The organism is Massilia sp. BGA-UO-ETr-WB1 (assembly GCF_059567845.1).
In genome coordinates, this window is sequence record NZ_JCAQOT010000021.1 from 220,814 (window position 1) to 240,767 (window position 19,954).

The window sequence follows — 19,954 nt, forward strand, 5'->3', positions numbered from 1 at the left end:
CATCAGGCGTGGCCCGCTTCGGACGCGAGCATCAGCGGATCGAAGCCGAGCAGCTTCATGGCCGCGAAATAGCGCTCCTCCACCGGCACCTCGAACAGGATGTGGGCGTCGGCGCCGACCGTGAGCCAGCCGTTGCGGCTGATTTCGTCTTCCAGCTGGCCCGGGCTCCAGCCCGAGTAGCCGATCGATACCAGCATGCGTTCCGGGCCGGCGCCGCGCGCCACCGCTTCCAGCACGTCGATCGAGGTGGTGAAGGCCACGTCGTCGGTCACCGTCAGCGAGGACGAGTAGCGCGCCCCCGGCGTGTGCAGCACGAAGCCGCGGTCGTCCTGCACCGGGCCGCCGAACATGATGGGTTCATCGACGATAGCCGGCGCCAGGCTGGGCGCTGGTTCAAGGTCGATGCGCTCGAACAGCACTTGCATGGTCATGTCGGTGGGTTTGTTGATGACCACGCCAAGCACGCCGTTTTCGTTGTGCTCGCACACGTAGACGACGGTGCCGCCGAACACCGGGTCCTGCATGGCGGGCATGGCGATCAGGAAGTGGTTCGCCAGGTTCAGGGCGGCGGGGTCCTTGGCCGCGACGGGCGCCAACGGATCATCAGGCTCCTGGAGTCGGCCGGGAGCGGGCAGAGCGTGACCAGCTTTAGTTTTCTTCATACGCGTTGCTCTCTCTGCTGGGCTGCGGGTGTTCTTTTATAATGATTCAGACGATAGTTTACTATGAAACGCCGTTACGGCCACTTCCGGTGCTGCCGCACCCCTATATTAGGCCGGAAATCGGCCCCGGTCTTGACCCGGCACACGAGTTTGGCAATCCCATGACCTTCAGTACGACACTCAATACTTCGCTGGTATGGTTCCGGCGCGACCTGCGCGCTTTCGACCACGCCGCCCTGCACCACGCCTTGCGGCGCAGCGCGCGCGTGCATTGTACTTTCATTTTTGACAAGGCCATCCTGGACGGTCTGCCGCGCGCGGACCGGCGGGTGGAGTTCATCCACGCCTGCGTGGCCGAGCTGGCGGCGGAACTGCAGCAGCTGGGCGGGCATTTGATCGTGCGGCACGCCGTGGCGGAGCAGGAAATTCCGCGCCTGGCGTCCGAGTTGGGGGTGGACGCGGTGTTCGCCAGCCACGACTACGAGCCGGCCGCCATCGCGCGCGACGATGCGGTGGCGAAGGCGCTGGCGGCCGATGCGCGGCCTTTCTTCACCTTCAAGGACCAGGTGGTGTTCGAGAAGCGCGAGGTGCTGTCGCAGTCGGGCACGCCATTTTCGGTGTTCACGCCGTACAAGAACGCGTGGCTGAAGAAGATGCTGGCCGAGCCGGAGTGCCTGGCGGCGCTGCCGGTGGAGCCGCTGGCGGCGCATTTCGCGCCGGCGCCCTCCTCCGCGCCCGATCTGCCCACGCTGGCGCAACTGGGCTTCGAACCCACCAACCTGTCAGAACTGAAGATCCCGGCCGGCATGAGCGGCGGCGCGCAACTGTTCGAGGATTTTTTGACGCGGGTGGCCGACTACGGCACGGCGCGCGACTATCCGGCCGTGAAGGGCCCGTCGTATTTGTCGCTGCACCTGCGCTTCGGCACGGTGTCGATCCGGCACCTGGTGCGCACGGTGTCCGGGCTGTCGGCTCGCGGGCTGGCGGGCGAAGGCGGCGCGGTGTGGCTGTCGGAACTAATCTGGCGCGAGTTCTACATGATGATTCTGTACCACCATCCGCACGTGGCGGGGGCGTCGTTCAAGCCGGCGTACGACGCCATCGAGTGGGAAACCGGGCCGCAGGCGGAAGCGCTGTTCGCGGCCTGGTGCGAGGGCCGCACCGGCTACCCGCTGGTGGACGCGGCCATGCTGCAGCTGAACCGCACCGGCTATATGCATAACCGCCTGCGCATGGTGACGGCCTGCTTCCTGATCAAGGACCTGGGCATAGACTGGCGCCGGGGCGAGGCGTATTTCGCGCTGCATCTGAACGACTTCGACCTGTCGGCCAACAACGGCGGCTGGCAGTGGGCGTCGTCGTCGGGGTGCGATGCGCAGCCCTATTTCCGCATTTTCAATCCGGTGACGCAGTCGCAGAAGTTCGACAGCGAGGGGAAATTCATCAAGCGCTACCTGCCGCAACTGGCGCAGCTGGACAACAAGGAAATCCACGCGCCATGGCTGGTGCCGCGCATGCTGCTGGCGGACAAAGGCGTGCTGCTCGGGGACAACTATCCCGAGCCGCTGGCGATGCATGACGAGGCGCGCAAGCGCACCTTGGAGCGCTACGCGGTGGTGAAGGCGAACTAACTTTGCGTGGCGCGCCGCTGGTCCGCCAACAGGCCTTCGATGGCGCCCAGCAGCACCGGCTCCTGGAACGGCTTGCCGAAGTAGGCGTTCACGCCCAGCTGCATGGCGTAGTTGCGGTGCTTGTCGGCGCTGCGCGAGGTGATCATGATGATGGGGATGTCCCTGGTGCGCTCGTCGCCGCGCACGTTGCGGGTCAGGTCGAAGCCGTCCATGCGCGGCATCTCGATATCGACCAGCATCAGGTCGGGACGGCTCTCCTGCATCTGTTCCAGCGCATCCTGGCCGTCCTTGGCCAGCAGCACGCGGTAGCCTTCGCGCTCCAGCAGGCGCTGCGACACGCGGCGCACGGTGAGCGAATCGTCCACCACCATGATGGTGCTGCCCAGCGCGGCCAGCGGCGCCGGGGCGGCAGCGCTGGCGGGGGCGCCGTCCTGCCGTCCCGCCAGGTCCGGCCGGCTGGCCAGGTGCTGCGCCAGCGCCACCGGATTCAGGATCAGCACGATCTCGCCCGACCCCAGCACCGTGGCGCCGGAAATGCCGGGCATGCGCGCGAGCTGCTGGCCGATGTTCTTGACCACCACCTCGCGGTTGCCCACCACCTCATCCACCTGCAGCGCCACGCGCTCGTTGCCGCTGCGGAGCATCAGCACCGGCGCGGAGCGCTGCGCGGGCGGCTGCGCGTTGGCCTGGCCGAGCATCGCCGGCAGGTAGTGCAGCGGTGATTGCTGCCCCTGCAGCGCCACGTGGCCTTTGCCGCGCGCTTCCTGCAGCGCGCCTTCCTTCATCTGCAGCACTTGCTCGACCAGCGTCGACGGCAGCGCATAAGTGCGGCCGCCGGCGGACAGCAATACCACCTGCGTCACGGCCAGCGTGAGCGGCAGGTGGATGGTGAAGCGCGCGCCCTTGCCGCTTTCAGTGGCGGTGTCCACGCGGCCGCCCAGCGCTTGCGCTTCGGAGCGCACGATGTCCATGCCCACGCCACGGCCGGCCAGCTCGGTCAGCGCGTCCGCCGTGGAGAAGCCGGGTTCGAAGATCAGTCCGGCGGTGTCGGCGTCGCTCAGCGTTTCGCCTTCCTGCAGCAGGCCGATGCGGCGTGCCTTGTCGCGGATGCGCTCCAGGTCCAGGCCGGCGCCGTCGTCGCTGAATTCCAGCACCACTTCGTTGCCTTGCTGGCTGACCTGCACCAGCAGTTCGCCGGTTTCGTCCTTGCCGGCGGCGCTGCGCTGGGCGCGGCTTTCCACGCCGTGCACGATGGCGTTGCGCAGCAGGTGTTCGAACGGCGCGGCCATGCGTTCCAGCACGCTGCGGTCCATTTCGACGGCGCCGCCACGGATGTCGAGGTTGACGCGCTTGTCCATTTCCTTGGCGCTCAGGCGGGCCACGCGGAACAGGCGTTCTGAGATGCTGGCAAAGGGCACCATGCGCACGCGCATCAGGTCGCGCTGCAGGTCGCGCGTCATGCGGGCTTGCTGGGCCAGGTCGCCGCTGGCCGTGTCCACGCTGCGGCTCAGGCTTTCGTGGAAGGAGGCCACGTCGTTGACGCTTTCGGCCATCATGCGGGTCAGTTCCTGCAGGCGCGTGAAGCGGTCGAATTCGAGCGGGTCGAATTCGCGCTCGCTGGAGATGGCCATGCGGGAGGCGATCTGCGATTCGGCCTGCATTTCGATCTCGCGCAGCTGGCGGCGCAGGCGGGTGAGGTTGTCCGAGAAGTCGGCCAGCGAGGTGCGCAGGGAGCCGACTTCATTTTCCAGGCGCGAGCGGGAAATGGATACTTCACCGGCCTGGTTCACCAGGCGGTCCAGGATGTCGGCGCGGACGCGCACCAGCGGGGAGCGTGCGGCGGGGTCGCTGTCGTCGGCGGGCGCGGGACGCGCGGCGGGGGCGCGCGATGGGGCGTCTGCGGCTTCGGATGCGGCGGCGGCATCGGGCGATGGCACGGCGCCGGCATGGAGCGGTGCGGCAGCTTCTTCGGCGCTGCCTTGGGCGGCGTCGGGGGCGGCGGCGCCGGCGGCGGCGCCTGCCGCCAGCGCGGCGGGGTGCTGGAGTTGCTCGAACAGGACCAGCGCGTGGTCGTAGTGGGCCAGCAGCTCTTCGAACGCTTGGGGCGACGCGCTGTTGGCGTGCACCATGTTTTCGATGTGGGTCTCGATTTCGTGCGCGTGCTGGCCGAGACGCATGGCGCCGGCCATGCGGGCGCTGCCCTTCACGGTGTGCAGTACGCGCTGCAGCATGTGGGCGTGGCTGAAGTCGGACGGGCTGCGCTGCCAGGTACGCAGGGACTGGCCGATTTGCGGCAGCAGGTCGGCGCCCTCTTCCAGGAAGACGGGCAGCAGGTCGGGATCCAGCTCGTCGTGGAAGCCGCCCGGCGCGGCGGCCGACAGTTCGGCAGGCGCTTCCGGCAGCGGGATGACGATGACATCCGGCTCGGGTTCCGGTTCCGGTTCGGGTTCAGCAGCGGGGACGTCCGGCACGCTGGCCAGCGGCGGCTCGGCGGCGGCCGCCAGCTCGGCTTCGGCTTCGGCATCGGATTCAGCTTCGGCGGGCGCGGCAATTTGCGACAGGGGGGCGGCGAAGGCGTCGTCGAAGGCTGAGTCGAACAGGTCGTCGAAATCGTCGCGCGCGGCGGGGGCGGATGGTTTCGGCGCGGTGGTGCTTTCGGCCGGCGCGCGGCTGGCGAAGTCGGAGGCTGGCGGCGGGCTGGCGATCAGGCTTTCGTAGGCGGCTGCGAACAGCGCATCCAGCTTGGCGGCGGGGTCGTCGGCATCGGCTGCGGCTACAGCGGGGGCCGCATCGGCGGCGGCGGCGGCGGCGGGAACGGCGGGGACGGGTTCGCCGGTGGTGGCAAACAGCGTGTCGAGGCGTTCATCCAGATCGGGGCTGGCGCCGGCCGGTACGGAGAGTTCGTCGTGCAGCTTGTGCAGGGCGCTGATCAATTCGGGCTGTTCGGGCGCGACCTCGCCGAGGGCGAAGCTTTGCAGCATCTGGCGGATGCGTTCGACGGCGAAGTCCAGCAAGTCGTGCTGGGCGTGGTCGAGGTGCGGCGCGGGGGCTTGCAGGCCGTCCAGCGTCTGTTCCAGCGCGTGGGCCAGGTCGCGCAGGGCTTTGAAGCCTACCGTGCCGGACGTGCCGGTCAGCGTGTGCGCGGCATGCAGCGCTTCTGGATTGACCGGACGGCTGGCTTCATGGCGCCATTCGCCGAAGTCGCGCGCCAGCAGGCGCACCAGCTCGTCGGTTTCGGCGAGGTAGATGTTGTACAGCGGCAGAGGGATGGTCAGCGCGCCGATGTGCTTGACGTTGTCTTCTTCCGGCGGGACCAGCGGCACGGCGGTGGTCGGGAATTCGATGACGTTGCCGTTCACTTGCAGCGGCTCGCGGGGAGCTGCGGGGGCCGGCGGCGCAGCGTCTTCCGGCTCGGCTGCATCGGCGGGAGGCAGCGCGGCGGGGGGCGGAGCGGCGGCGGCGGCGGCATCGGTGGCATCGGTGGCGGGCAGCTCGAACGGGGCGCCATCCTGGACGCGGGCGGCGGCGGCGCCAAGGGCATCGGCACTGCGCGGCGAAACGCCTTGCGCGACCAGCTCGGCCACCCAGGCGCTCATGTCCTGCTCGGCGTATTCGAGCAATCCGAACAGGGCTTCCGTTGCGGGACGCTGTTCGGCCAGCCAGACGTTCATGGCGCGCTCGATACTGGCGGCGGCGTCGGCGAACTGGTTCAGGCCGACCATGCGCCCGCTGCCCTTCAGGGTATGGAAAGAGCGCCGCAGCATGGCGAGGTTTTCAGTGCTGCCGGCCTCCGCGCGCGGCTTGGCCAGCGTGCCGCGCACGAACTCCAGCACTTCCTGCGCTTCGGTGATGAAGATCTCCAGCAGCTCCGCTTCCACCGCCGCGTCGCTTGCCTCAGGCGCCGGTTCGGGCGCCGGCGCGGGCGTGGGCGAGGTGGTGGGCGACACCGTTTCTTCCAGCACCGGCACCGGCACCGTGCCGGCGGCGGCCAGTTTCTTGAACGGCACGGCGCGGAAGGCGCCCTCCCCTTCATCGAATGCAAAGCGCTCGCGCGCGGCGGCGGCGTTCTGCGCCAGCATGTCGACGAAGAAGCCCAGCGCGCCGACGTTCTGCGCAATGTCGTCCAGCAGCCGGGATTCCTGCGACGCGTCGCCCTGGCCCGAGGCCAGCTTGCCCACTTCGCCTTTCACGTGCAGCGCGGCGCGCATGGCGTCGTCCTGGTCCAGGATGGCCAGCGCGCCCTGCAGCTGGTGCAGCACGCTGTCCAGCTCCTGCAGCGGCGCGCGCAGCGACGGGTCGCTGTAGTACTCGTCCAGCACCTTCTCGACCTGGCGCAGGCCGATCTTCATTTCCAGCGCCAGCGCGGCCACGGTGTCGTCCTGCTGCATCTGCTGCGCCAGGCCGCCCTGCCACTGCGCAGGATCGGGCGCGTCGCCGCCGGCCAGCAGCGCTTTCAGGCGCTCGCCGATGGTGTCGGCGTGGACCGAGAAGTCGTCCGGCAGGTGGCGGATGTGTTCCAGGCCATGTTCGGCGAACAGCAGCGCGGTGGTCATTTCCATCGCCAGCGCTTCGCTGCGCCCGGCGGTGACGGCGGCGTTGGCCACTTCTGCCAGTTGCCGCATCAGCGTGGCCAGCGCGGCCATGCCCAGCTTGTCGCTGGTGACGGCCACCACCGCCAGGGCCTGGCCGAAGGCCTCGTCCAGCGCCGGATCGATCACCGCTTCCGACAGGTGCTGCCAGGCCGCCTTGGCTTCGGCCATGGCCTGCCGCGCGCGGGCCAGCACTTCCGCGTCGATCTGGCCGTAGCGGCGCGCCTCGTAATCCTTCGGCACCGCGCCTTCCAGGCCGAACACGCTGCCCAGGTGTAGCACCAGCGGCGACACCTCGTCCGCATGCGGCCCGGCCAGCACGGTGGCGATGAAGAACAGCGCTTCGCGCAGCATGGCGTCCGGCAGCTCCGGTGTGCCTTGCGTGAGGCGGCGCATCTGCAGGTTGATCAGGCCGAACAGCTGCTTTACATACAGGCCGCCTTCCAGGTGGCCCGCCGCCACCAGCTCGGCGAAGGCTTGCAGCACCAGCCAGAAGGTGCGCGCCTTGGGGTCCTGCTGCGCGTCGGCCACTTGCGCCACCGCGTCGCGCAGCGATGCCGCGTGGGTTTGCTGGACTGCCGGGTCCGTGCTTTTCAGGTAGGGCAGCAAGGCGCGCTCGAAGCGCTGGCGGCAGGCCGGGTAGTCTGGAGCACCGGCGCCGGGTTCGGCCGAGGCCGGGGCAGGCATGCGCGCCTGCAGCGACAGATCGGGGAAGAACAGGTCGGCCGGGTGGATGCGCTCGGCGCCCAGCATTTCCTGCAGGGCGCGGTAGTACGGGAACAGCCGCACCGGCTGGAACGGCGCCCCCGCCAGCAGCTCCTCCAGGTATTCGGTCAGCGCCTGGTACAGATTGGCCACGGTCTGCGCGTTGTCCGGGCTGCATTTCAGCGCGCCGGACTTGAAGCGCTCCAGCGCCTCCTCGGCGCTGTGCGTCATGACTTCCACGCCGTCCACGTCCACCATCTGCAGCGCGCCGTGCGCCTGGTGCAAATGGCTGCGCGCGTGCTGCAGCGAGGTGGCCTGGTCTTCCGGCGCCCGCCCGCCCGCCTCGAACAAGGCGGTCCTGGAGCGGACCAGCGCCTCGCGGATTTCCACCATCACCCAGGACAAGGGGCCGGTGTCGAATTGCGCTGCGGTCGGAAAATCGGGTTTGGTCATGCTGGGTCTTTCAAAGTAATCAGGATGCCGAGATGCGGAAGCGCGAAACCGAATTTTTCAGTTCCTGCGCCAGCATGGACAGCTTGTGAATCGACTGCGCGGTTTGCTGGGTGCCGTCCTGCGCCTGTTCGGTCACGGACAGGATATGCTGGATATTCTGCGCTACCCCGCTGGCGGATGTCGCCTGCATGCCGGTGGCGTAGGAAATGCCCTGGATCAGCTCCGCCAGGCGGTTGGACACCTGCGAGATGTCCGACAGCGCCGCGCCGGCCGCGTCGGACAGGCGCGCGCCCTCCACCACGCCCTGGGTAGACTTTTCCATTGCCGCCACCGCGTCGTGGGTGTCGGTCTGGATGGTGCGCACCAGCGCGCCGATCTGCTTGGCCGCTTCGCCGGAGCGTTCGGCCAGGCGCTGCACCTCCTCGGCCACCACCGAGAAGCCGCGTCCCGCTTCGCCGGCCGATGCGGCCTGGATGGCGGCGTTCAGCGCCAGCACGTTGGTCTGTTCAGTAATGTCGGAAATCAGCTCGGTGATCTCCCCGATTTCCTGCGACGATTCGCCCAGGCGCTTGATGCGCTTGGAGGTTTCCTGGATCTGCTCGCGGATCTCGTGCATGCCCTTGATGGCGTTTTCCACCGCCGTCGAACCCTGGCGCGCCGCCGCCACCGACTGGCGCGCCACGTCGGCCGACTCGGAGGCCGATTTCGACACCTCGGTAATCTCGTTGGCCATCTTCACCACGGTGGCGCTGGCGTCCTGGATTTCGCGCGACTGCTGCTGCGACGCCAGCAGCAGGTCGCTGGAGATGTTCTGCGCATGGCTGGAGGCGGAGGTGACCTGCTCGGCGGTGCTGGTGACGCGGCCGACCAGGCCGCGCAGCTCTTCCACCGTGTAGTTGACCGAGTCGGCGATGGCGCCGGTGATGTCCTCGGACACGGTGGCCTGCACCGTCAAGTCGCCGTCGGCCACTTCCTGCAGTTCGTTCATCAGGCGCAGAATCGCGGCCTGGTTCTGGTCGTTCATGGCCTTGGCTTCTTCCTCCTTGCGCTGCGCTTGCAGGCGCATGGCTTCCGCTTCCTGGCGGCGGCGGTCCGCGCCGCGGGTGCGGTTGTTGGAGTCCTGCAGCAGCACGCGGCCGATGGCGGCGGCGGCCAGCAGCGTCAGCAGGCCGGCGGCCACCATCAGCCAGAAGCTCAGGGTGAGCGAATCCTGCTGCGCGCGGTATTCGGCCAGCACGGCGCCAAGGCGCTCGCGCAGCGCTTCGTTCTCGCTGAAGATCTGCTGCTCGGCCACCTTGGCGGCGGTGAATTTATCGAGCTTGTCGAGCACGGAGCCGACCAGCTGCTGGTAGGTTTCGAACGGGGTTTTCAGCTCGGTGAACAGGGTGCGCAGCTCGGCGTCGCGGGTGGCCGGCAGGGCCAGCGCTTCGCTGCCGTTGAGGAAACCGTCCACCGTGTTGCGGAACACGGTGATGTCGCGCCCCAGCTGGAAGGCGGTTTCGGCGCTGATGCCGCCGGCGGTGATGAATTCGCTGACGCTGCGGTTCATGCGCTGCGTGAGCATGGTGAGCTTGCCGAGGGCGGCCATCTCGCGCGCGCTGCCGCCGCGCAGCAGCTTGAGCGCGGCGATGGCTTCGGTCTGCTCCAGCAGGTCCGGCGATAGGCGGTCCAGCTGCTTGAGGGTCTTTTCCAGGCCGGTCAGCTCCGGTTTCAGGCGCAGGATGGTGTCGGCCGAGCGCTCGGAGGTGTCCCACACCTTGCGCGCGGCGGCCACGGCGCTGGCCATGGCCGCGTTCGGGGAACCGATGTTGCGGCCCTGGTAGACGCCGCCGGCCTGCATCAGCTTGAAGTCCTGGTTCAGTTCCTTGCGGCTGTCCTCCAGCTGGCGGAACGCTTCGGGATTGCCCTGCACCGCGTTGGGCGCGGCCTTGCCGACGCGCTGCGAGTGCATCAGCGCGTCGGCCGCGATCTGGGTCTGGGCCGAGGTGATGCTGCTGTTGCGGATGTTGAGGCCGACCGCGCCCACGCTGAGCAGGATGCAGGCGGCCAGCGCGGTGGACAGGATGTTGAGCTGGCGCTGTGCGGGAAGGTGGCCGATCAGCGGCAGCTTGATGCCGGGGCCGCTGTCGGCCGCGCCGCCGCTGCCACGGCGGCGCAGCGCGTCGCGCAGGCGCAGCGGGGCGCCGGCTTCGCCGCTGTCGGCGGCTGACGGGAGTGATGAAGTCGCGGCGGAGGCCGAGGGCGCCGGTGCCGATGCGGCAGCCGGAGCGGCCGGGGCCTGCGCGGTTGCGGCGCCATAGCTGGCGAATTCCGAATCAGGGGCCGCTTCCTGGAGAGCGTCCTGGCTGGAGCGTGCGAACAAATTCTTGATGAATCCCATTACACCGTCCCTCATTTGCAAAAATATTACAGACCGACTTGCAGGAACCTTTCTTCCTGCACCAGCAGGGCCAGGTCCAGCCGCGACCACAGCTGCCCTTCCTGGTCCAGGAACTGCTGCACGCACCAGGATGGAACGTCGTCCGCCAGCGGCGCCGGCGTCATGTCGTCGAGCTTGCGCAGGCCGAGCACCCGCGCGCTGAGCAGCGCGCAGTTAAAGCCCAGGCCGGGCGCGAAAGTGATGATGCGGCTGTCCGCCGCGGGAGGGGTTGCAGCGTAGTCGAGATAACGCGCGAAATCGATGATGCCGGTGAGCTGGCCGCGCACGTTGGCCAGGCCGAGGTACCAGTCCTGCGCCAGCGGCACCGGGCTGACCGGCTGCCAGGGCACGATCTCGCCGATCTGGGTCAGGTCCAGCAGGCAGCGGCTGGCGCCGAACTGCACGCCCAGTTCGCGCCCGGCTGCGGCCGCGCCGCTTTGCGCGTCGTGCATGCGTTCGAGCAGCTGCGCCTGGTAACGGCGCAGGCGGCTGCGGCGCTCGGCGCCGGAAGGAGTGGACAGTCCGGTCTCGGCGCTGCTCATCGCTTAGCCGCCAAGGGCGGCGATCTTGGCCAGCAGCTCGGCCGCGTCGACCGGCTTGACCAGGTAGTCCTTGGCGCCCTGGCGCAAGCCCCAGATGCGGTCCGTCTCCTGGTTCTTGCTGGAGCAGATAATCACCGGCACGTCCTGCAGGTCCGGGTCGCGGGCGATGGAGCGCGTGACCTGGAAGCCGTTCGCGCCGGGCATCACCACGTCCATTAATATGAGCTGCGGCTTGTCGGCCTTGATTTTCACCAGCGCCTCCTCGCCGTTTTCGGCGGTGGAGACGGAAAAGCCGTTCCTGACCAGGATGTCGGTCAGGTAGTAGCGCTCGGTCGGCGAATCGTCGACGATCAGTATTCTTTGTATGGCCATAATGCCCTCGCTATGCTCACGGTGCTCAGACCCCCGCCGCGCCTGCGGTATGCTCGCGCACGGCCGCCAGCAGGCTGTCTTTGGTAAATGGTTTGGTCAGGTAGGCGGCCGAGCCGACCATGGTGCCGCGCGCGCGGTCGAACAGGCCGTCCTTGGAGGACAGCATCAGGACCGGCGTAGCGTGGAACTTGGCGCTCTTTTTGATCAGGGCGCAGGTCTGGTAGCCATCCAGGCGCGGCATCAGGATGTCGCAGAAGATGAGCGCCGGGTGATGGTCGTTGATCTTGGCCAGGGCATCGAAGCCGTCTTCGGCCAGCACCACCTGGTAGCCAGCCTGGCTCAGGAATATCTCGGCCGACCGGCGAATGGTGCTGCTATCGTCGATCACCATGATCTTCAAACCTGTCGCTTGCGGCGTAGTCGTCATATTCATTCACCGGGATGTACCGACACGATAGCTTAAATCGCCACCATTTCAAAATCGTCCTTGCGGGCGCCGCATTCCGGGCAGGTCCAGTTGATCGGCACGTCGGCCCAGCGCGTGCCCGCTGCGATACCTTCTTCCGGCAGGCCGGCTTCCTCGTCGTAGATCCAGCCGCAGATCAGGCACATCCAGGTTTGGTAGGCCTGCGTTGTTTCATTGCTACTCACGTTGTGTCACCTTCTATCAAGTAAAATGCCGAATCAGGTATCTTAATCTACCAGCCGTGCAAAACCAAACTTCTCCCCTTATCCTGACATTCGGCGCCGTCGATCCGGTGGGCGCCGCCGGCGTCACCGCCGACCTGGCCGTGTTTTCCGCCCTGGCCTGCCAGGGTCTTGCCGTCACCACCGCGTTGCTGATCGGCGACAGCGCCCGCATCGAGGACTTGCAGGAGACCGATCCGGACTGGGTCTCCGACCAGGCCCGCGTGCTGCTGGAGGACGCGCATGTGTCGGCCTTCAAGATCGGCGCGCTGCAGAACATGGAGCACGCCTCGGCCATCGCCGAAATCGTGTCCGACTATCCGGACGCGCCGCTGGTGCTGGACCCCTTCAGTTCGCGCCTGCCGGAACCGGGCGAGGACGCCGAAGAGCTGCTCACCATCGTGCGCCAGCTGCTGGTGCCGCAGACGTCGGTGCTGATGCTGTCGCAGGTTGAGCTGGGCCGCCTGGCCGAAACCTGGCGCGAGATGGACTCCAACGGCGACGCGTCGATTGAAGACGATGTGCGCTACCTGATCGAACTGGGTTGCGAATTCGTGCTGGTGACCGGCACCCCGGCCGGCGCCGGCCATGGCGACGCGGTGCGCGCCAACACCCTGTACGGCGCCGACGGCGTGGTGCGGCACGACGCCTGGCAGCACCTGCCCGGCCCCTTCCTCGGCGCGGGCGGCACGCTGTCGGCCGCCATCGCCGCCTTCCTGGCGCGCGGCGCGGACACCCCGACCGCCGTGCAACTGGCGCAGGACTACACCCAGGGCGCGCTGGCCCATGCCCAACGCTACGGCATGGGCAAGCTGGTGCCCAACCGGACCTTCCGGTCCCTCCCAACGTAGTATGTAAATTTGATAAAGAGACATCATGACGACTGAATCGAAGAACGATACGCTGTTCGCGCGCGCCCAGAAAACCACGCCCGGCGGCGTCAACTCGCCGGTGCGCGCGTTCCGCTCGGTGGGCGGCACGCCGCGTTTCATCACCCGCGCCGAAGGCCCCTACTTCTGGGACGCGGACGGCAAGCGTTATATAGATTACATCGGCTCCTGGGGCCCGGCCATCGTCGGCCACGCGCACCCGGACGTGGTGAAGGCGGTGCAGGAAGCGGCCACGCGCGGCCTGTCCTTCGGCGCGCCGACCGAGGCCGAGATCGAGATGGCGGAAGAAATCTGCCGCCTGGTGCCGTCGATCGAGCAGGTGCGCCTGGTGTCGTCCGGCACCGAAGCGACCATGAGCGCGCTGCGCCTGGCGCGCGGCGCCACCGGCCGCGACAAGATTATCAAATTCGAGGGCTGCTATCACGGCCACGCCGATTCCTTATTGGTCAAAGCCGGCAGCGGCTTGCTGACTTTCGGCAATCCGACTTCTGCCGGCGTACCGGAGGACTTCGTCAAGCACACGCTGGTGCTGGACTATAACAATGTGGAACAGATTACCGAGGCATTCGCCAATTTCGGTGCCGAAATCGCCTGCGTTATTGTGGAACCGGTGGCGGGCAATATGAATCTGATTAAAGGCACGCCGGCATTCCTGCAAGCCTTGCGCGATTTGTGCACCAAGCACGGCGCGATCCTGATATTCGACGAGGTGATGTGCGGTTTCCGCGTGGGCCTGGGCGGCGCGCAGGAATTGTATGGCATTAAACCTGATCTGACCGCGCTGGGAAAAGTGATCGGCGGCGGATTGCCGGTGGCGGCTTTCGGCGGCAGCGCTGAATTGATGAGTAAAATGGCGCCACTGGGCGCGGTTTATCAGGCCGGCACTTTGTCGGGCAATCCGGTGGCGGTGGCTGCCGGCATGACCACGCTGAAGATTATTCAACAGCCGGGTTTCTACGACAAACTGGCCGCGTCGGCGAAACGCCTGGCCGCTGGATTAACCGCCGCCGCGAAAGAAGCCGGCGTGACTTTCTGCGCCGATGCCGAAGGCGGCATGTTCGGTTTGTATTTCAGCGAAGTGCCGCCGAATAACTATGCGGAAATGATGGCCGGCGACCGCGCCAAGTTCAATGCCTTCTTCCACGCCATGCTGGACGAAGGCGTTTATTTCGCACCGGCGGCGTTTGAAGCGGGCTTCGTCTCCGCCCAGCACGACGATGCGGTGATCGACGAGACCATCGCGGCAGCACGGAAAGTATTTGCGTCGCTGAAGTAATCCGGCCGCGAAAAAGCCGCCGCAATCCCCTTCCCGGGCTGCGGCGGCTTTTTTTTTGCCCATTTTATGCCAGCTTCTGGCTTGAACACGCCAGAATCGGGCGGGATACGGCTTGCCCGGCACCGGCAGCCAAATGCCGGCTGAGGTACAGTACTTACTAAAATCACCACGCGAGGAAAGCATGGCTCTGCTACCGCAACGGAAATACTGGTTCGCCCTGATCCTGCTGGCTATGACCGTCAGCTATTACTTCGCGTTTCGATTGCGCGCAGTGCCGGAATGGACGCTGCTGTTCGACTTCACCGTGACGCTGCCGCTGATTTACTGGTGGCTGTACCGTCCGGGATTGAAGAAACTGCTGATGCGCTGGCTGTCGCTGGCGATGCTGGCCATCTTTATCGGCCGCTATATTATTCCCGAGCACAGCAAGGTGCTATTCCATACGCTGGAGGACTACCGTTATATTTCGCTGGCTTTAGGGGCGGCGGCGGAAATTGCGGTTGCCGCTTTCCTGATTTATAAACTAGCGGGCATGCTGCGTTCGTCCCGCAATGCCGACGCGGCGTTAAAACAGTCCATAGACGGAATGCTGGGACAGAATATGTATGCCGCGCTGGCTTTATTCGAGGCGCGGATCTGGTATTACGCGCTATTCCTGCGCAAAGGGGCAACGCTGGAATTCAGCGGCGAGCGGCATTTCGGCTATGCGCGCCATGGCGGCAATGCGTCGAATCAGCTTGGATTTATTATCGCCGTCCTGTTCGAGCTGCCGCTGATGCATATGCTGCTGCATTTCATCTGGTCGCCCACGGCGGCTATCGTGGCAAGCGCGCTGAGCGCGTGGGCATTGCTGTATATGGTGGCGGATTATCGCGCGACTTTATATCGGCCTGTATCGCTGGCAAATGGCGCGATTTTAATCCGCTGCGGTGCGCTGGCGGCCGACGCAACGATTCCCTATTCCATGGTGCAGGCGGTGCACGAGGCCAGCGGCACGGTGCGGCGGCGCGCGGGACTGCGCCGCTATATCCAGCTGGGCGCGCCGAATGTGCTGATCGAACTCAAGCCGGGCAGCCAATTGCCCGACCTGTTCGGCCGCCAGCAGGCGCTGGAGAAGATCTATCTGAGCCTGGACGAGCCGGCGGAATTCATCAATGAGGTGCGCAAAAAGCTTTTCGTGACTGTTGGATAGAATTCAACAATGTTGGAAAAGGCATACTACTGGAATGAAACTTATAGCAGAAAAACGTTCCAGTAATGACAAGTACGACGTGCTCCGTTTTGTGCGCAACAACGGCAGCGCCACCGATTCGCTGATGCCGCGCCAGGGCATCCTGCCGCACGGCCTGATCCATTACGTGGTGGAATCCGCGCTGCCGCTGCGCCATGGTTTCCTGAGCCAGGTGGCGCTGGGAGCGGACGCCCAATTGCTGCCGCCGGCGGCGCCCGATGCCGGCAAGCCGGCGCTGCACGAGCAGGCGGCGCAGGTGGAAGCCATTGTCGAGGGCCTGCAAACCCAGCTCTGGTGCGGCAGCTTCGACCTGGACGCCTTCCTGAAAACCGCCAACAACGCCTGCGCCGCGCGCGGCCATGCGCCGTTCGACCTGGCCGGCATCGACGTGCACGCCACGCTGTACCAGCGCGCCCAGGCGCTGCATGCCCAATGGCAGGAAATCCCCTACCACCGCTCGCTCACCCTGGATTTCAGTCCGCGCGTGGGATAGCCCGGGGCTCGGGCGCCGTTATTTCAGCCAGCCGCGGTGGCGGAAGTAGAGGAAGGGCGCGATGGCGCTGGTGATCATCAAGCCCCAGGCCCACGGGTAGCCCAGCGCCCACTTCAACTCGGGGATGTTGTCGAAGTTCATGCCGTAGACGCTGGCGATCAGCGTCGGCGGCAGGAAGGCCACGCTGGCCACCGAGAAGATCTTGATGATCTTATTCTGGTTGATGTTGATGAAGCCGACCGTGGCGTCCATCAGGAAGTTGATCTTATCGAACAGGAAAGAGGTGTGACCGTCCAGCGATTCGATGTCGCGCAGAATCTGGCGCGCTTCCTCGAACTGCTCGGAATTGAGCAGCCGGCCGCGCATCAGGAAGCTGACCGCGCGCCGCGTATCCATCATGTTGCGGCGGATGCGGCCGTTCAAGTCTTCCTCGTGGGCGATGGCGCTCAGCGCGTCGGCCGCGTCCTTGTCGGTGAACTCTTCCTGCAGCACCCGGCCCGACACTTCTTCGAGGTTCTGGTAGATGCCTTCCAGCGCGTCCGCCGAGTACTCGGCGTCGGTGGCGTACAGGTCCAGCAGCACGTCCATGTAGTCGGCGATGGAGCCGGGCCGCGAACGGGCGCGCATGCGCACCAGGCGGAATACCGGCAGGTCGTCCGTGTGGACCGAGAACAGCATTTTCTTGGCCAGGATGAAGGCCACGGTGACGATGCGCGAGGGGCCGTCGTCTTCCTCCAGCAGGAAGTCGGTGCGCAGGTGCAGGTCGCCGTTTTCCGCTTCGTAGTAGCGGGCCGAGGCTTCAATGTCTTTGACTTCGTCTTCGCCCGGCAGCGTTACACCGTAAATGGCTTTGACCCAGGCACGCTCGTCGTCGTTCGGATCGGTCAGGTCGACCCAGACGGGTTCGAGCTTTTCCAGGTCTTCACGGGATTCGATGGGAACCTGGTTGAGACGGCCATTTTGTAAGACGAAGACATTGATCATAGGCACTCTCAGCCAGCGGTGGGAACGAAACAGCGCAAGTGTACCCGCAAGCCCTTTTTTCGGCCACCTTTGCTTGCTGTTTTTTGCCTCAGCGGGTGGCGTTTTCTATCATTTTGGCGCGCAGGTCCTGCGGCGCTGCGGCGGCCGGGTCCGGCTTGGGCGCCTTGGGCGCTTCCACGCCCTTTGTTTCATGCACGACAACGTTTTTAGTGGTGGCGTTGGCGGCGCTGCATTCAGTGTCGGAAAACACGGTTTTGCCGTTGATGACGCAGCGGCGCAGCTGGTTGCCGGGCGTGGACGGGATGGCTGCGGCCGTGGACGATGCCGCGCCGGCAGCGGCCGCCGGGGCCTTGCCGGTGAGCTTGGCCACGCCTTCGGCAAACAGGTTGCGCTCGTAGCGCATGGAGAAGATGGCCGCCATCGCCAGCGCCGCCACGCCCGCCATCAGCACCGCCACTAGAATCAGACTGATACCGCGCTGCCGATCAAGCATGCCGCCTCCCGAATAAGATGATGCCCTATGGTAACTCAGCCGAGCCCATACGTCTCAAAATGACGCCGGTGCGCCGCGCCAGGTAGTTGGAGTCGCGGTGCTTGTCGTAGAAGCGGGGGTTGGGCAGCATGACGGCCAGTTTGGCGGCCTGCGCCGCGCCCAGCTTGGAGGCGCTGATGCCGTAGTAGTGCTTGGCCGCCGCTTCCGCGCCGAAAATGCCTTTGCCGAACTCCACCACGTTCAGGTAGATCTCGAAGATGCGCTCCTTGTCCATCAGCGCTTCCAGCATGTAGGTGATGATCAGCTCCTGGCCCTTGCGCAGGTAGCTGCGCGAGCCGGACAGGAACAAATTCTTGGCCAGCTGCTGGGTGATGGTGGAACCGCCCGACACCACCTTCTTCTTCTTGCTGTTCTTCTCGTAGGCTTTTTGCAGCGCTTCCCAGTCCACGCCTTCATGGTCGGAGAAATTGGCGTCTTCGGACGCGATAATCGCCCGTTTCAGGTTGCCCGAGATGCGCGCGTACGGCACCCACTGCTGCTGGATGTTGGCCTTGGGATTGACCTCCTGCAGCGCCGCGCGCTGGGCGCGCATGAAGGCGGTGGTGGTGGGATTGTGGCCCACCCACCACCAGATCTGCAGCAGGAAATACAGCTGCACCACGACAAACAGCAGCACCGGGGCGATGAAGAGCCACTTCACCCACCACCACTTGCCGCGCGTGGCCGCCGGTTTGCGCGCTTTTGTCATAGCTTAGAACGAAGTTGGGCCAATAGTTCCGTCGTTTGCGGGCGCACGCCGCGCCAGGCGAGGAACGCCTCGGCGGCCTGCTCGACCAGCATGCCCAGGCCGTCGCGCACGATCGCGCCGTGATCTGCGGCGAACTGCATGAAAACAGTCGGCTCTTTGCCGTACATCATATCCAGCGCCAGGGTGCCGGGGCCGAACACTTCGGGCGGCACCGGCGGCAGGTCGGCGCTCAGGCTGGCCGAGGTGGCGTTGATGACGATGTCGTACTGGCCGCGCGGCGCGTCGAAGGCGCAGGCGGACAGCGCCGCGCCGCCGGACAGCGCGGCAAACTGTTCCACCAGCGCCTCGGCGGTGGCGACGGTGCGGTTGGCGACGGTGAGCTGCGAGGGATGGTGTTCCAGCAGCGGCAGCACCACGCCGCGCGCGGCGCCGCCGGCGCCCAGCAGCAGCACGCGCTTGCCGGTGATGGGCACGCCGGCGTTGGCCACGATGTCGTTCACCAGGCCGGCGCCGTCGGTGTTGTCGCCGATGGTGCCGTCTTCGGTAAACAGCAGGGTGTTGACGGCGCCGGCCGCCTGCGCGCGCATGGTGAGCGCGCCGCACAGCTTGTGGGCTTCCAGCTTGAAGGGCACGGTGACGTTGGCGCCCTTGCCGCCCTCGGCGACGAAGGCGCGCACGGCGGCGGCGAAGCCGTCCAGCGGCGCCAGGCGCTTTTCATAAGTCAGCTGCTGGCCGGTCTGCTGCGCATAGGCGGCGTGGATGTCGGGCGATTTGCTGTGGCCGATAGGGTTGCCGAAAACGCAATACTTATCCATTGAAGCAATCCATGTTGTTTTAGTTTGAGCCGGTCAGGTCGGATTCCAGTTTTTCTTCGCGCGTGAATTTGAAGCGGGTGATGATGACCCACAGGTCGTCGCGCTCGCTGGACAGCATGTTCGGCGGGAATTTGCCGAACGGCGCGGAGCGGCGCACGATGCGCAGCGCGGCCTCGTCCAGCGCGTCGTTGCCGGAGCTCTTTTCCACCCGCACGCCGCCTTCCTTTTCGTAGATGGTGCCGTCCTGGAAGATGGGAATGTAGACCACCAGTTCGCCGTACAGCTTGCGGCCGTTCTTCTGCGGGAAGTTCAGCGTGCCGATCTCTTCCACCTTGCGCTGCAGGCGCTGGTAGTACATGGCGTAGCCCACTTCGCGCGTGCTGGGGGTGATGAAGGTTTTCTTGGGGCGCTTGTTCTGGTCGTCGATGGTCTGGGTGATCTCGGCGGCCATGCGGGCGATGGCTTTGCTGCTTTCCAGCAGGTCGGCGCCGCTGGGCATGGGGTCGGGCTTGACCTTTTCCGTCACCGGCGCGGCGCTCAGCGGATTCTGCTTCGCGGCCTGGGTCAGCAGCTTGCGCTGGGTTTCCTCCAGCTCGGCGATGCGGCGCTTGGTGGCTTTCACGCTCTCGCCGGTTTCGTTCTTGCGCATGTCCGGCAGCGGCGACTTGGCGCGGCCGGCATCGGCCTTGCCGCCGCCGTCCAGGTTGGCCTGCGCGAGCGCGTCGGCCTTCAGGGGCGCCTTGTCGTGCTTGGCGTTTACCAGGATCACTTCCAGGCCGGGGTCGGTGGGCTCGATCTTGAAGTTTTTCGGCGCCACGAAGGTCACGGCCAGCAATACGCCGTGCGCCAGCAGGGAAACGCCAGATGCGAAATACAGGAAGCGGTTTTCTTGTAAAGACTTCACGCAGGGACCGTCGGCAACATCAAAGATGGGACATTCTACGACAAGCGGAGCCTGGGGTGG

At 66.0% G+C, this 19,954-nt stretch carries 17 protein-coding genes; 5 read left to right on the forward strand and 12 right to left on the reverse strand.

Annotated features, from left to right (window positions below; translation table 11 throughout):
- Positions 1-2: 2 nt before the first annotated feature.
- Positions 3-662, reverse strand: a complete 660-nt coding sequence (locus AC56DV_RS05690; RefSeq protein WP_496313333.1) for a YqgE/AlgH family protein — start codon at positions 660-662, stop codon at positions 3-5.
- A 161-nt stretch (positions 663-823) separates the two neighbouring features.
- On the opposite strand from AC56DV_RS05690, the gene AC56DV_RS05695 reads away from it, so the two are divergent.
- Positions 824-2,293, forward strand: coding sequence for a cryptochrome/photolyase family protein (locus AC56DV_RS05695; RefSeq protein WP_496313334.1), 1,470 nt, complete (start codon positions 824-826; stop codon positions 2,291-2,293).
- Here AC56DV_RS05695 and AC56DV_RS05700 read toward each other — a convergent pair.
- The 6 genes from AC56DV_RS05700 to AC56DV_RS05725 are packed head-to-tail and all read right to left on the reverse strand — an operon-like array spanning position 2,290 to position 11,985.
- Positions 2,290-8,040: a hybrid sensor histidine kinase/response regulator gene (locus tag AC56DV_RS05700; protein WP_496313335.1), complete on the reverse strand. Its 5,751-nt coding sequence runs from the start codon at positions 8,038-8,040 to the stop codon at positions 2,290-2,292. The two genes, AC56DV_RS05695 and AC56DV_RS05700, sit on opposite strands and share 4 nt — an antisense overlap.
- Before the next feature lie 19 nt (positions 8,041-8,059).
- Positions 8,060-10,420: a methyl-accepting chemotaxis protein gene (locus tag AC56DV_RS05705; protein WP_496313336.1), complete on the reverse strand. Its 2,361-nt coding sequence runs from the start codon at positions 10,418-10,420 to the stop codon at positions 8,060-8,062.
- A gap of 26 nt (positions 10,421-10,446) precedes the next feature.
- Positions 10,447-11,001, reverse strand: coding sequence for a chemotaxis protein CheW (locus tag AC56DV_RS05710; protein WP_496313337.1), 555 nt, complete (start codon positions 10,999-11,001; stop codon positions 10,447-10,449).
- Between the two features lie 3 nt (positions 11,002-11,004).
- The gene (locus tag AC56DV_RS05715) at positions 11,005-11,373 is read right to left on the reverse strand and encodes a response regulator transcription factor (protein ID WP_496313338.1); all 369 of its coding nucleotides are present in this window, start codon (positions 11,371-11,373) and stop codon (positions 11,005-11,007) included.
- Positions 11,374-11,398: 25 nt separating this feature from the next.
- Complete coding sequence (locus tag AC56DV_RS05720; protein WP_056394921.1) at positions 11,399-11,800, reverse strand: response regulator; 402 nt, start codon at positions 11,798-11,800, stop codon at positions 11,399-11,401.
- Between the two features lie 32 nt (positions 11,801-11,832).
- Positions 11,833-11,985, reverse strand: a complete 153-nt coding sequence (locus AC56DV_RS05725) for a rubredoxin (RefSeq protein WP_496313826.1) — start codon at positions 11,983-11,985, stop codon at positions 11,833-11,835.
- A 95-nt stretch (positions 11,986-12,080) separates the two neighbouring features.
- Here AC56DV_RS05725 and thiD point away from each other — a divergent pair, with 95 nt between their 5' ends.
- The 4 genes from thiD to AC56DV_RS05745 all read left to right on the forward strand — a co-directional run bounded on the left by thiD (position 12,081) and on the right by AC56DV_RS05745 (position 15,950).
- A complete protein-coding gene (gene thiD, locus AC56DV_RS05730; protein ID WP_496313339.1) occupies positions 12,081-12,911 on the forward strand; it encodes a bifunctional hydroxymethylpyrimidine kinase/phosphomethylpyrimidine kinase in 831 nt (276 codons plus the stop codon).
- A 25-nt stretch (positions 12,912-12,936) separates the two neighbouring features.
- Positions 12,937-14,226 (forward strand): glutamate-1-semialdehyde 2,1-aminomutase, encoded by a 1,290-nt coding sequence (hemL, locus tag AC56DV_RS05735; RefSeq protein ID WP_496313340.1) that lies wholly within the window; start codon positions 12,937-12,939, stop codon positions 14,224-14,226.
- 181 nt (positions 14,227-14,407) lie between these two features.
- Positions 14,408-15,418, forward strand: coding sequence for a hypothetical protein (locus AC56DV_RS05740; RefSeq protein ID WP_496313341.1), 1,011 nt, complete (start codon positions 14,408-14,410; stop codon positions 15,416-15,418).
- Positions 15,419-15,452: 34 nt separating this feature from the next.
- Positions 15,453-15,950 (forward strand): hypothetical protein, encoded by a 498-nt coding sequence (locus AC56DV_RS05745; RefSeq protein WP_496313342.1) that lies wholly within the window; start codon positions 15,453-15,455, stop codon positions 15,948-15,950.
- Between the two features lie 18 nt (positions 15,951-15,968).
- Here AC56DV_RS05745 and corA read toward each other — a convergent pair whose 3' ends face one another.
- The 5 genes from corA to AC56DV_RS05770 form a co-directional block, all read right to left on the reverse strand.
- Positions 15,969-16,934, reverse strand: a complete 966-nt coding sequence (corA, locus tag AC56DV_RS05750) for a magnesium/cobalt transporter CorA (protein WP_056393003.1) — start codon at positions 16,932-16,934, stop codon at positions 15,969-15,971.
- An 88-nt stretch (positions 16,935-17,022) separates the two neighbouring features.
- A complete protein-coding gene (locus AC56DV_RS05755) occupies positions 17,023-17,427 on the reverse strand; it encodes a DUF4124 domain-containing protein (protein WP_496313343.1) in 405 nt (134 codons plus the stop codon).
- A 25-nt stretch (positions 17,428-17,452) separates the two neighbouring features.
- Entirely contained in the window at positions 17,453-18,175 is a 723-nt protein-coding gene (gene mtgA / locus AC56DV_RS05760; protein ID WP_496313344.1) for a monofunctional biosynthetic peptidoglycan transglycosylase, read from the reverse strand.
- Entirely contained in the window at positions 18,172-18,990 is an 819-nt protein-coding gene (gene aroE, locus AC56DV_RS05765; RefSeq protein ID WP_496313345.1) for a shikimate dehydrogenase, read from the reverse strand. The genes mtgA and aroE overlap by 4 nt, the downstream gene beginning before the upstream one ends.
- Positions 18,991-19,009: 19 nt before the next feature.
- Positions 19,010-19,894 carry a TonB family protein gene (locus tag AC56DV_RS05770; protein ID WP_496313346.1) on the reverse strand — a complete coding sequence of 295 codons (885 nt, stop codon included), beginning with the start codon at positions 19,892-19,894 and terminating at the stop codon, positions 19,010-19,012.
- Between the last annotated feature and the right edge of the window lie 60 nt (positions 19,895-19,954).